The following is a 13,060-nucleotide window of genomic DNA, read 5'->3' as shown; positions in this document are numbered from 1 at the left end:
AAGGGAGAATAAAGCATGGAAAGAAAAATTGCAATTGTTAGTGGGGCTGCTACTGGAATCGGACGGGCGAGTGCGGTTCGTTTAGCAGAGGATGGATTTGCTTTAGTATTGGCAGACTGGAATGAAGCAGAAGGGAAGACTACTCTGGGTCTATGTAAAGATGTGCATAAAGATGTCGACTTCGTTTTAACTGATATGGGTAAAGAAGCCGAAGTAGAAAAGCTGATGAAATTTACTATGGACAAATATGGAAAAATTGATTTCTTCTTTAACAATCAAGGCGTTTTGCATATGCCAAGAGACTTTGATGAGTTGACAGAAGAAGACATGGATTATGTGCTGCATTCCAACTTTAAGGCCTGCTTCTTCGGTATGAAACATGCCTTGAAAGTAATGAAAAAACAAGGCTACGGTCACATCTTGAATACTGGTTCTTCCTCAGGGATTCGCCCAGAAACCGGCTTTGGCGTATACTCTGCCACTAAGCATGGTGTAGTTGGTATGAGTAAAGTTGCCGCAATGGAATACGCGCGTTACGATGTGCGAGTAAATTGTCTGTGCCCAGGAGGCTTCATTACTCCAATGACAATGGAGGTTGGGCAATACATGCAGGAGCATCAGTATCAACAGCCAAAACCATCTGTTGCGCTGTTAGGTCCGGCCAAAATGGGGGATACCAGCGAAATTGTTGGTATGGTGTCACTGATGGCTTCTGAAAATTCTAGCTACATGACCGGTGCGGTAATTAGTGTAGATGGTGGCAACACGTTGTAGTTCAGCAAAATAAAATCAAATGAAAAAGAAGGCTTGAGGACAATTCCCTCAGGCCTTCTTTGACTAATCGCTCAACACATCGTTCAACGCTTCTGACATAGTTGGATGAGTATAAATTTGATCTCTTAATAGCTGATAAGGCAGGTCAGCCTTCATCGCTAAAGCAATCAGGTTAATCACTTCATGGGATTCCTCGCTGTAGATCACTGCACCTAAGATTTTATCCGTTTTAGTATCCACCATTACTTTGAAGAGACCAGTTGGATCTTCTAGGACCTGTGCTTTGGGTACCCCAGCTGTCGCAAAGCTGAAGGTTTTATAGTCATAGCCAGCAGCTTTGATTTCTTTTTCGCTTAATCCAACTCGCGATAACGGCGGGGTCAGGAACACCGTATAAGGCACGAATTTGCGATCAGAGGTAGACCGGTCGCCCTTTCCTAACAATTGATCCTTAATGATACGATAATCATCCAATGATACATAGGTAAATTGTGGACCGCCGTTCACATCGCCAATGGCCCAAACATTGTCAACCGTAGTTTGTAGCTTATCATTGACCTTGACTGCACCTCGTTCAGTGATTTCAATTCCGGTATTTTCTAAATGGAGACTTTTCGTATTTGGCTTGCGGCCAGTTGCTACCAAAATCGCATCGCCTGTGATAATGTGCTCAACATCCTTTTCAAAAGCTACCTGAACACCGTCACTGGTTTCAGTCACGTGCTTAATGGTTGCACCTAGTTCAAATTCAATGCCCTTTCTAGTTAAATCTTGAAAGATCATCTCAGCAATATCCGGGTCTTCCTTAAACATAAACTCAGTGTGAGGATCCAAGACGGTTACTTGGCTGCCATAGTTGGCAAACATCGAAGCAAACTCTAATCCAATATAGCCTGCCCCAATAATAATCAAGCGTTTAGGCAACTCAGGCAATTCCATCGCTTCTTTAGAAGTCACAATCCGTGAACTCAGCGCAAGACCAGGAATGTCCGGAAGAACTGGTGTCGAACCAGTATTAATGAAGATTCGTTCACCCTGAATTTCCTGATAAGTACCATCTGTCAATTCCACAGCCAGCTCATGGTCAGACAAAAATGAAGCTGTGCCAGTCCAGACCTCGCCAGTCGGCTGATCAGCAACCATATGATAATTTTTATTCCGCAGCTTGGCTGTCAGCTCGCCGCGATGCGCCACTGCTTCTGTAAAAGGCAAATTTCTTTCGCTGTTAACAATCAAAGACTTTGAAGGAATGCATCCAATATTGATACAAGTTCCGCCATACATTTGATCAGAGGCTTCGATCATTAGAACTTCTTCACCATGCACCGCCAAGCTTTTAGCCAGTGTTTTACCGCCCTTGCCAAAGCCGATAATCACGTTTTTATAGTTTTTCATCTTTCAGCCTTCTTTCTGCACTCATTATAGCAACGTCCTTCTAAATGGAAAAATATTCCGTCCTAATGCTTGTTTATTGAAGAATGAAGTATAAATTCTTAAAATAAAACACCGGATCAAGGAAGCGACTCCTTAATCCGGTATTATTTGGTGATGCAATAAATCTGAGTTACTAAAACGTACATCAGAATCCTAAAATTTTTAGATAATCTTGTTTTTCAGAAAGAATTCGGTCAACGTATATTGTGTCTTTAATCAATTTATAAAAGATTATATATGATTCCACAATAATAAACCGATAGGCTGTATGATCATGTACTCTTGTTTGTAGTGATGTACCTATCAGAGGTGTGTTCGTGAGGCTGCTGATTGTTGCATAGATTCGATTGAGAAGGGTTTTTATCGTAGCACTGTATGTTCGTTGTCGTGCATATAGTCGATACTATCGCTCAAATCATTACTGATTCGAGATGATAAATACAACTTATAATTTTGCACTCATTTGTTCCTTAAGCTGTTTAAGCGTAATGGAGCCTTGCTCCCGCCTAACTTGTGCACCTTTTTCAAGTTCGGAAAAGAGTTTCTTTTTTGCTAGGTCAAATTCACGGCGATTCGTACGAGCTGACATCGCCTGTTCAGTATTTTCCATGTGTCACCAGCTCCTTTCTATCATTATAGCACGGTTTCAACATACACAATCAAAATCTTAATTGAATAAAGATGATATGGAGTAGAGGGGAAATAACTAAAGATAAAAGTCTTTTAAATAGGTGAAGATAACTAAAAAGCAGTTAGACAACTACGATAAATCAAATATAAGCTGACATAGGACCAGCTGGAGAAAAAATCCCTGTCTCAAAAAGACCATTTTCAATTGGGAAATAGGAAAGACGATATATGGCTACTAATCCAATAGTTATACATTTCTTTTTTTACGCAAATATAGTAGCTTAAGGAGCGCATTCTCATTGAAGAATGCCCCTTTTTTATTGCCTTTCTGAAAATTGGCAGGGCATTCTCAACGACATTCATAGCATACATGATTTTACGAAACGCGAAGAAAAATTAAACAATTGTTCAATATGAGCAAAGCTCATTTAGTTTCACTTAGAAAAAGAAAAACTGTGAAGCAGCCACCTATTCGGAATCAATGGTTGCTTACACAGTTAAGGGTAAAATATTAAGTTCGTTGCAAAATACTTCCTACGTAGAATTTGTTTGATTTCAACCAAACGCGTCCTAATTCAATGATTGAATCATCATCTAAATGAACAAGCTGTTCTTGATAAAGCAACGGAGAGTTTTCTTCAACTTGAAGAAGCTCCGAAATCGTTTTAGTTGAAGGGACAGCGGCAAAAGAAGTCTCACTATAAGCTACCTTGTGTTTGCTATAACTTTCAACGATGTTAAACAGACTTTCATGAGCGTAATCTGCAGTATCGATATCTGGTGCTAATTGAATGTTGATATTATTTTGGATAAACATCACCACTTCATCATGAACCGTCCGCGTCCGTTCAATAAATAAATAGTCATCGCCTATATTGATTTTTAACATGCGCGCGATTTTTTCATCGGCCTGTCGCTTTTCTAAGTTAATCAATTTTGTATCAAACTCAAGACCTTGATTTTTCATTGATTCAGAAAAGGAAATCAATCCTTCAGCAAAAGGAAAGCTGATATTCTCATCAATGACAAAGGTTCCTTTTCCTTGTTTCTGCGTCAATACTTTTTCTTCTACTAGTAAAGCAATCGCTTTCTTAATCGTTCCACGACTCACATCAAAAAGCTCCATGAGATCTTTCTCGGTAGATATTTTATCCCCTTTTTTCCATTCGCCTTTTTCTATTTTCTTTTTAATATAGTCCATCACTTGTTCGTAAATTGGTATTAATGAATTTTTATCGATTTCCATAAAATCAATTCTCCTAACTCTTAGTCGAAAAGCTCTTGCTCTCATTATATCCAATTTCACCTGTGATATGTAGGGATAATTCTCTTAAATATAGAACTAAATGACAATAGTTATTTCTTTTGTCGATAAGGGCGAACAATTAAGAATACAAAAAGCTACATTCTAATTGAGATTGTATCGCCAACCTTTAGATCAGGTAAGTCTTTATGTTCAACATAAATGGTACCAGGCATGTCACAACTTATCGCACCATTAAAATTGATCGTGATATGCCCAAGGTTCCGCAAGTTTTCTTCAGCGACTTCACCGACAGCGGTAATCTTGTAGGCATTCTTATTAAACCAAACCTTCATTCCCGGGGTGATGGTTTGCTGGATTGGCTTGATCAGAATCTTATAACAAAAATCACTTAGCTCAGGCGGAGCATCTTCTCCAAAGAGCAATAGCATATCCTCCTGTTTGAAATCCTCTGCATCCTCACCAATCGCAATTACTTGAGTTTCAAAAATGTTCATTCTACTTCCTCCTTGAAATATTTTGGTAAATCCTATTGACAAATGAAAGCGTTCCTATTACTATACCATTATAGACGTTTATATATGTATAGTAACAAATTTTAGCATTTATCACAAGTAGGGGAGGATTTGTTCGTTTCGTTGGTTTTTTGATCTTAATTAAAGAAAGGGAGTTTTCGTATGGATTTCTTAGTAAGTATTGCTGAACATTTTACTGGTTTGTTCCAAGCTGGCGCCGATCAATTCACTTCGTTTGTTGGAGGAATGATCCCGCTGATCGCCTGCCTGATTCTTTTTGTTAATGCTCTTATACAATTTATCGGGGAAGATCGAGTCTTTGGTTTCATGAAAAAGATGACGCGATTTACGATTTTGAGATACACAATCATTCCATTCATGGCTTGTTTCTTTTTGACCAATCCAATGTGTTATACCTTTGGAACTTTCTTAGAAGAAGAATATAAAGCAGGATTTTATGATTCGACGGTTTCAATGCTCCATCCGATTACGGGATTGTTTCCACATGCTAATTCCTCAGAATTATTCGTTTGGTTAGGTGTTTCTGGCGGGTTTGCAACAGTTGGTAATCAGAGTGATTTGGCGATTCGTTTCCTATTAACAGGTTTTGTAATTTGCTTGATCAGAGGAATTGTCACCGAACAATTAGCAAAACGTTTTGCTGCTAGAAGATCTGCTGAAGTTTCTGAAACATAGGAAAATGAAAAAGAAAGGGACGAAGTGATATGTATAACTCAATTAAGATTTCTCATGGAAATGGTGGCTGGGGTGGCCCACTAGTAGTAAAACCAACAGATGAAAAGAAATACGTCATTAGTGTCACAACAGGCGGTGTTCATCCAGTTGCTGAACGAATTGCAGAATTATCTGGTGCAACAGTGATTGATCAGTTTACCAATCCAATCGATACGGGGGAAGCTTTCTGTGCGGTAATCGATTGTGCAGGGATCGCTCGGTGTGGGACTTACCCGAAACTAGGAATTCCAACAGTCAATGTGAAATTAGGCTCACCATCTGGCCCGTTAGCAAAATATATTACGGAAGATATCTTTGTTTCAGGTGTAGTGCCGGACAGTATTGCTCTTGCTGAAGGCGATGAAGCACCGATTTCTTCAACAGTAAAAGAAACAGCTGTCCAAGGACCAAAGAAAAGCATTACCAAAGAAGCTCGGGAAAAATATGAATCCAACAAGACGAAAAGCAATGGCATGATGGATGCAATTAACAAAGTCGGTGTAGGAGTAGGAAATGTCATCAATGTCATTTATCAGGCAGCTCGCGATACAGTTGATACGTTGGTACGAAACATTATTCCTTTCATGCTGTTCGTATCAGTGTTAATTGGGATTATTAACTATACAGGTTTTGCAGATGTTATTGCGAATTTATTGTCACCATTAGCAGGAAGTATTTGGGGATTGATCGCAATCGGACTGTTCTGTAGTATTCCATTCCTTTCGCCGCTGATTTGTCCAGGAGCGATTATTGCTTCGGTAATCAGTCTGTTGATTGGGAACCAAATTGCAAGTGGGACAATTCCGGCCCATTATGCGTTACCAGCTTTATATGCAGTGAACTGTCAGGTTGGCTCAGATTTTGCCCCAGTTGGTTTGACATTAATGGAAGCAAAACCAGAAACGATCGAAAATGGCGTACCGGCCTTTTTAATCGGAAAACTATTAACAGGACCTTTGGCAATCATTATTGCGTACTTTGCCTCATTCGGACTGTAGAAGATAGGAGTAAAGATCATGGGAGATTTGAAAGTATTACTTTTGATTATGCTGATTTGGATATTAGGCACGATATCTTCTTACTTTCACTGGAAAAAGGTCAATCGAAAGCTGAGTGAATTGAAGCAAAGTTTTTCCGGCTATTTAGGAACGGGTGTCAGTAAGGTCAATTTTTTTCGCAAGGTCATGATCATAACTGTGAGCGATTTTGAAGGAACGATTACTGAGTGTCAATACCTGTATGGCTGGACGACTTTTTCCAAATTTAAGCAAAAATCTGAGTTAGTCGGCTGTGGGGTAAATACGGTTTTAACGGAACTGAATGGCGATAAATTTTATGATGCAGTAAAGCTGTCAGTAAATAAAATCCAAGAACAACGGAGTTGATAGCAATGACGAAGGAGAATTACTTTATCGGCATTGATATCGGAACATCCTCAATAAAGACAGCAGTCTATAGCGATGATTTTACGTTAGTTGAGGAGTACAGCAGCAGTTATGAATATGTTTCGACTATGGCTGGCTGGACAGAGGTCGATCCAACGATCTGGTCAACTCAGGTTCTAGAACAGTTGTCGCAGATTTTTGAAAGCATTCCTTATCAACAAGTGAAGGGCATCGGACTTACCGGGCAAATGCATACGACCGTTTTCTTAGATCAGGCGAATCAACCATTTCGCCCAGCGATCATGTGGAATGATAAACGAACGGTAGACATTGTAGAAGAGATCAAAATGAAGCTGCCGAGGGTGAAACAAACAGAAAATATCTTTTCTATCTTATCGACTGGGAGTCCGCTTGCCAACTTGATTTGGCTAAAGACGTATGAACCCGAAAACTATCAGAAATTAGGCAAGTTGCTGATTGCTAAGGATTATGTGCGGTATGTTTTAACGGGCGAATTAGCGACTGACTATTGTGATGCTTCTACTAGCAGTCTCTATGATGTCGTTTCAGAACAATGGTCATCTGAAGTAATCAATACCTTTCAGCTTCCCTTAGAAATTTTTCCGGAAGTGAAGTTTGCGTCTGATTTTGCAGGGAATCTAGATTTATCGTTGTTAGGAATTGAGGCAGAAGCAGCTATCCCTGTAGTAATCGGAACAGGAGACAATGTGGCTTCTGCTATTGCCAACCAAAATCAGAATCAGCCAATTATTTCGCTGGGGACATCAGGCGTGGTGATTTTGACGAATCAAAAAGGTCAATGGTTGAATACCGGAAAAAACATCCTTGCTAAAATTTCAGTAAACGATCAACGTGTAATCACTCAAGGAGCATTGCAGAGTGGGGCAAAAGTAATTGATTGGTGGTCCAAAAAAATCATTCAGCAGGATGTTACACAATTTGAAGATCAATTGGAGCAACAATTGGGTGAGAATCAAGTGCTTTTCTTTCCTTATTTGAATGGTGATAAAACACTTTTCAAAGAATCTGATCTTTGTGGAGCCTTTTATGGAATTACCTTGAATCATAATCAAACAAACTTTTCATTGGCAGTTTATGAAGGGGTCGCTTTTGCGATGAAACGCTTGATGCAACAAATGCAGCCAGAACTAAAACGGGATATCTTGTTGATTGGCGGCGGTGCGAAAAGTAACATTTGGCCGCAAATTTTCGCTAATGTTTTTAATACGACAGTCACTGTTAATCAAACTGCACGTGAAGCAAGCTGTGGTGCAGCAATGCTGGCATACTATAATTTATTCAAGGAATTTCCCGATTTGGAAAATGAGCTGCGTGAAACGATACCAGAAGAGATGCTAGTAAAAAAATACCAAAAAAACTATCGAGCATTCATCAGTTTTTCGGATGCTTTGATCAAAAAGGAAAGGAGAGAAAGATATGAAGCGTGAACAAATAACTCCTCCCTTTTTTACAGTTAGCCCTAAATCTTACTTAGTAGGTAACGAACTAATAGAATTAGCAAAAATGACAGACGAGTTAGCCGAAAAACATGAATCTTCTATCTTTTTTGTAGCACCAGCGGCTGAACTGGTGAACATCGTGCAAAATACTGAACATGTGATTGTGACGGCACAAACGGCAGATGCTAATGGATTGGGGAGAGGAATGGGGAGAACCCCCTTAGAGTCTTTAAAGGCAAATGGCGTTGAGGCAACTTTCTTGAATCATATGGAACATCCATTAACGATTAAAGAATTGAGTACAACAATCAAGCGAGCAAAGGAATTAGGAATTATTACCATCGCCTGTGCGGATACACCAGAGGAATCAGCAGCAATTGCTACTTTAGATCCTGATATCATCTTATGTGAACCGGATTGTTTAGTAGGTACTGGAACAGTGAGTGATGAATCCTACATTGCTGAGACGATTGCGGCAGTGCGGGCAGTGAACTCTGAAATCTTGATCATGGAGGGTGCAGGGATTACTTGTGGTAAAGATGTTCGACGCTTACTCAGATTGGGTGCTCAAGGGACAGGGATTTCCAGTACGTTGGCATTGTCAGAAAATAAAAATGAGCTGCTGACGGATTTACTAGGAGCGTTAAGATAACGTAAGGAGAGTGAACAAAAATGCCATTAGTTAACGGCAAGTTATTAGTAAATTTTATTCAAGAACAACAGGTAATGGGCGGCGCTTTTAATACAACCAATTTGGAAACGACCGTTGGGATTTTAGATGCCATTGAAGAAACAAAAATTCCAAGCTTTATCCAAATCGCTCCTTCAAATATTGAGTTAGCAGGTTACGAGGGAATTGTGGAAATGGTAGAGCGCAAAGCTAAGCAAATGGATACACCAGTAGCTTTGCATTTAGATCATGGTAAAAAGATGGAAGACTTCAAAGCGGCGGTTCGAGCAGGGTTTACTTCTGTAATGATTGACGGAGCTGAGTTTGATTTTGAAGAGAATATTCGCTATACCAAAGAAGCAGTAGATTTTGCGAAAGCCTATGGTGTTCCTGTTGAGGCGGAATTAGGCGCGATCAAAGGAAAAGAAGACGATCATGTCAATGAAGCGGATTGCAAGACTGATCCAAAGCAGGTGAAGGAGTTTGTTGAGCGAACAGGCTGTGATCTACTAGCAGTTTCAGTAGGAAATGTACATGGAATGGATGAAGAGCCTTGTATTGATTTTGATTTATTAGCAGAGATCGAAAAAGAATCTCCTGTCCCACTGGTTATCCATGGTGGCTCAGGGATCGCTTCCGAGCAGCTTCAGAAAATGAAAGACTACAATGTAGTGAAAATCAATGTAGCCAGCGAGTTGCGGCAGAGTTATATTCAAAGTATCGGTCATGCTTACGATGAAAATCATCAAGAAGCGAATTTAATCGCGGTTTTAACCAGTGCAAAAAATTCTGTCCAAAAGAAAACGATTGAAAAAATCAAAGAGTTGAATGATTGATTTTCAATCAATGAGCCAGCAAACTGTTGTTGGCTTTTTTTAGTGCGCAAAGTCTGGCGCCTGAAAGAAAAATCAACAAGTCTGTTTGAATAATATGAGAGACAGGAAGTAGCAAGATCGATTAAAAAGCTGATGAAGAACATTAAAAACTAATATGGACTACTAGTTACTTATTCAAAATTATCGGACTATTCGTATCCCAGAAAAAAGAATATTATATGAACTGTGTGAGTAACCACTAATTTCATGTTGGAAGTTACTTCACAGTTTTTTTACAGGAGAACAACATGAGGGGCTCGCAATATTTTATTATTGTTACTCTACCTCGTAAATACCAGTGAAATTGGCAGTTATCGTCATTTTCACTGGTATTTTTTTAGAGACTTATATCACAGTCTTTTTTTGTATCAATGACTGAAGCACCTATCATATCGAAGAGTTCGTTATTTTATTTTCTGTTCTTTCTAATTAATGAAAAATAAGACACATCTGTTCTTTTCTAAAAATCAACGAAATGACAAACTGATGACAGCGTTGTCAAGCTCTTCCAACTTGTAGATTTAATCAGTGCTGGTTCATATAATCGGGTTAAAGAAAGGATGGGCGAGCATGAATCAGGTTATAAAAAAAGTCAAAGTAGATTTAGTTGCAGCTCCAATTGATTATGGTTTTCAAGATGCGACTCGAACAGTCGAAACAGTCGGCATGTGTGTGGTCCAGGTAGCAACTGATCAAGGATTAGTTGGGATCGGTGTCACCTATCATGAAGTAGGCGGCGAATCGATCAAAGATTTGATTGAAAGATACTATGCACCGAAAATTATTGGTAGAACACCATTTGAGACAGAAGATATCTGGGAAGAGCTTTTCCATTATCCAAGAGGTGTTGGTCGGAAAGGATTGGCTTTCTGTGCTTTGAGTGCACTGGATATCGCATTATGGGATTTAAAAGGAAAAATTCTGGATATGCCGCTATACAAATTATTGGGCGGAACCAAAACAGAAATTCCGATTTATGCTAGCGGAGGCTGGACATCTCATGATGACGACGCATTAGTTGCAGAAGCGTTGGAAATGGTTTCTCGTGGATACACAGCCATCAAGTTAAAGGTAGGATACAACGGCGGGAAAGATCTTAAAGCAGATGTTCGAAGATGTCGTAAAGTTCGAGAGGCAATTGGACCAGATATTGAATTTATGGTTGATGCGAATAATGCTTTCTATGCCGGAGATGCAGTAAAGCTGGCAAATGACATTCGTCAATATGACATCATGTTGTTTGAGGAACCTGTTTTTGCGGATGATATCCCCGGCTTACACAAATTCAAGCAGGGTACAGACATTCCACTAGGAACTGGGGAACATGAATATACAAAATACGGCGCGAGAGATTTACTTTTGGCTGAAGCTGTAGACTACTTACAAGTTGATGCTTGTCGTTGTGGCGGATACACCGAGACGTTAAAGATTATTGGTTTATCTCAAAGCTTTAATATCGCTTTTGCGCCACATGCGATGGAACACGTCCATATGCACTTAGCAAGTGCGGCTCCAAATGCAGTGTTCTTAGAACGGTTATTCCTTTTTGAAGACGTGACCAAAATGGTGTACAAAAATCCGCCAGAACCAAAAAATGGTATCTTAACCATTCCAGATGGACCTGGTTTGGGAATGGAATTAAACGAAGACAATATAACACTACTGAAATAGGCTGTCAGTTCCACTTTTCGCAGTTCTTTTCGGCTAATGATCAAAAAAAAAGTCATCATTCGAAAAAGTCTGCGTTTAGTTGAATGATATACGTGGTGAGCATCAAACTCATTTTTCACTTTTTGAAAAATGAATATCATAAAACGAACTAGGAGGAAAGTAATTATGAAAATGTTGATCAATGGACAATGGGTCGATTCAAGTAACAAAGAGACACAAGATGTAACTAATCCGTATGATGGAAAATTTTTGGATACTGTACCTATGGCTACGAAAGAAGATGTTGATTTTGCGATTGAAAGTGCAGTTGAAGGACAAAAAAATTGGAATAAAATAATTATTCGCGAACGTGCTGCAATTATGCGTAAGTACTTAGAGCTAATCAAAGAAAATCGTGATGACTTAGCCAAAACACTAACCCTGGAAACTGGGAAACCAATTTTCGATTCTTACGGTGAAATTGATTCAGTTTACATGACCTTTGAAAGCTCAATCGAAATCGTTAAGCATCAATATGGCAAAACGATGCCAATGGGAATCGAAGGCGGTTATGACGATGATTTACAAGTAACAGTCCATGAACCACTCGGAGTAATTGCTTGTATCATTCCTTTCAACTTCCCAGCGGCATTATGGGCGTTCAAGGCTGGTCCCGCGTTGATGGCAGGAAACTCAATTGTAGTAAAACCAGCATCTTCTAATCCATTATGTGTTATGAAGCTAATGGGCTTATTGGTTGAAGCAGGGGTGACACCAGAAGCTGTTCAATGTGTTACGGGCGGTGGATCAACAGTTGGCGGCTGGATCTGCGGAAATCCTTTATTGGCTCAAGTGAACTTGACTGGCGGCGTTTCAGCAGGTATCTCCATCGCGAAAAGTGCAGCTGAAAACTTAACGGACTATAAATTTGAACTAGGTGGAAATGATCCGTTAATCATTTGTGCGGATTGTGATATGGACTTAGCGGTCAATGAAGCCGGCGATAAAACGAGAAATGCTGGTCAAGCTTGTTCAGGGGCGAAGCGTTTCATTGTTCATAAATCAATCAAAGAAGAGTTTGTTAACAGATTGATTGAGGAACGGTTGAAGACGATCAAAACAGGAGACCTGTTAGACCTTGAAACAAATTATGGCACTTTGATTAGCGAAAAAGCAGCGATTGATGTACAGAAACAAGTAGAAAAAACGATCGAACAAGGAGCCAAATTAATCTATGGCGGCACTCGTGATGGGGCTTTCTATGAACCAACTGTTTTAGATAATGTAACAGTCGACATGGATATCGCTAGAGATATGGAAGTTTTCGGTCCTGTATATCCGATCATCGAATTTGAAACCCTAGACGAAGCAATAGAAATTGCGGAAGCATCTAGCTTTGGTTTGAGTTCGGGTGTGATTACAAATGATTTCCAAGATGCTATGAAGGTTGCCGGATCACTCAAAACGGGAATGGTCGCAATCAATGGTTCAGGTGGTTTCCGAGCGCAGGAATTACCATTTGGCGGCGGTAAGAAAATGAGCGGTAATAGCCGTGAGTGTATGTCTTCTGTCCTTGAAGAAGTAACCCAAGAAAAATCAATCATCTTCCGTTATGCGATGAAAAAATACAACGACAGCAAATAACTA

14 protein-coding genes and 1 pseudogene are annotated in these 13,060 nt (G+C 39.7%); 9 read left to right on the top strand and 6 right to left on the bottom strand.

Annotated elements, in window-relative coordinates; genetic code table 11:
- The first annotated feature begins 15 nt into the window (after positions 1 to 15).
- Positions 16 to 774 (top strand): SDR family NAD(P)-dependent oxidoreductase, encoded by a 759-nt coding sequence (locus I588_RS10780; protein ID WP_010756527.1) that lies wholly within the window; start codon positions 16 to 18, stop codon positions 772 to 774.
- Positions 775 to 837: 63 nt separating this feature from the next.
- On the opposite strand, the gene I588_RS10775 is transcribed toward I588_RS10780, so the two are convergent.
- The 6 genes and pseudogenes from I588_RS10775 to I588_RS10765 form a co-directional block, all read right to left on the bottom strand.
- Positions 838 to 2,169 (bottom strand): FAD-dependent oxidoreductase, encoded by a 1,332-nt coding sequence (locus I588_RS10775; protein ID WP_010756528.1) that lies wholly within the window; start codon positions 2,167 to 2,169, stop codon positions 838 to 840.
- 184 nt (positions 2,170 to 2,353) lie between these two features.
- Positions 2,354 to 2,572: a type II toxin-antitoxin system RelE/ParE family toxin gene (locus I588_RS28200; RefSeq protein WP_081632992.1), complete on the bottom strand. Its 219-nt coding sequence runs from the start codon at positions 2,570 to 2,572 to the stop codon at positions 2,354 to 2,356.
- Between the two features lie 81 nt (positions 2,573 to 2,653).
- Complete coding sequence (locus tag I588_RS27285) at positions 2,654 to 2,818, bottom strand: hypothetical protein (protein ID WP_010756529.1); 165 nt, start codon at positions 2,816 to 2,818, stop codon at positions 2,654 to 2,656.
- A 279-nt stretch (positions 2,819 to 3,097) separates the two neighbouring features.
- Positions 3,098 to 3,263 (bottom strand): annotated as a pseudogene (locus I588_RS28195) (IS256 family transposase); the annotation flags it as partial.
- A gap of 86 nt (positions 3,264 to 3,349) precedes the next feature.
- A complete protein-coding gene (locus tag I588_RS10770) occupies positions 3,350 to 4,084 on the bottom strand; it encodes a GntR family transcriptional regulator (protein WP_010756530.1) in 735 nt (244 codons plus the stop codon).
- A 155-nt stretch (positions 4,085 to 4,239) separates the two neighbouring features.
- Positions 4,240 to 4,599 carry a PTS glucitol/sorbitol transporter subunit IIA gene (locus I588_RS10765; protein ID WP_010756531.1) on the bottom strand — a complete coding sequence of 120 codons (360 nt, stop codon included), beginning with the start codon at positions 4,597 to 4,599 and terminating at the stop codon, positions 4,240 to 4,242.
- A 180-nt stretch (positions 4,600 to 4,779) separates the two neighbouring features.
- On the opposite strand from I588_RS10765, the gene srlA reads away from it, so the two are divergent.
- The 8 genes from srlA (at position 4,780) to I588_RS10725 (ending at position 13,057) form a co-directional block, all read left to right on the top strand.
- Positions 4,780 to 5,313, top strand: coding sequence for a PTS glucitol/sorbitol transporter subunit IIC (gene srlA / locus I588_RS10760; RefSeq protein WP_010756532.1), 534 nt, complete (start codon positions 4,780 to 4,782; stop codon positions 5,311 to 5,313).
- 29 nt (positions 5,314 to 5,342) lie between these two features.
- Entirely contained in the window at positions 5,343 to 6,350 is a 1,008-nt protein-coding gene (gene srlE, locus I588_RS10755) for a PTS glucitol/sorbitol transporter subunit IIB (protein WP_010756533.1), read from the top strand.
- Between the two features lie 18 nt (positions 6,351 to 6,368).
- On the top strand, positions 6,369 to 6,737 hold the full coding sequence (locus I588_RS10750) for a transcriptional regulator GutM (protein WP_010756534.1): 369 nt from the start codon (positions 6,369 to 6,371) through the stop codon (positions 6,735 to 6,737).
- A 5-nt stretch (positions 6,738 to 6,742) separates the two neighbouring features.
- Positions 6,743 to 8,206 (top strand): xylulokinase, encoded by a 1,464-nt coding sequence (locus I588_RS10745; RefSeq protein ID WP_010756535.1) that lies wholly within the window; start codon positions 6,743 to 6,745, stop codon positions 8,204 to 8,206.
- Positions 8,196 to 8,870, top strand: coding sequence for a triose-phosphate isomerase (locus I588_RS10740; RefSeq protein WP_010756536.1), 675 nt, complete (start codon positions 8,196 to 8,198; stop codon positions 8,868 to 8,870). The genes I588_RS10745 and I588_RS10740 overlap by 11 nt, the downstream gene beginning before the upstream one ends.
- Before the next feature lie 20 nt (positions 8,871 to 8,890).
- Complete coding sequence (locus I588_RS10735; protein WP_010756537.1) at positions 8,891 to 9,724, top strand: class II aldolase; 834 nt, start codon at positions 8,891 to 8,893, stop codon at positions 9,722 to 9,724.
- Positions 9,725 to 10,333: 609 nt separating this feature from the next.
- Positions 10,334 to 11,434, top strand: coding sequence for a mandelate racemase/muconate lactonizing enzyme family protein (locus tag I588_RS10730; RefSeq protein WP_010756538.1), 1,101 nt, complete (start codon positions 10,334 to 10,336; stop codon positions 11,432 to 11,434).
- Between the two features lie 165 nt (positions 11,435 to 11,599).
- Entirely contained in the window at positions 11,600 to 13,057 is a 1,458-nt protein-coding gene (locus I588_RS10725) for an aldehyde dehydrogenase family protein (RefSeq protein ID WP_010756539.1), read from the top strand.
- The last annotated feature ends 3 nt before the right edge of the window (positions 13,058 to 13,060 follow it).

This window comes from Enterococcus pallens ATCC BAA-351, from assembly GCF_000407485.1.
Lineage (GTDB): Bacteria > Bacillota > Bacilli > Lactobacillales > Enterococcaceae > Enterococcus_A > Enterococcus_A pallens.
Note: the sequence above shows the minus strand (reverse complement) of the source record. Positions and strands in the feature narration are given on the sequence as shown.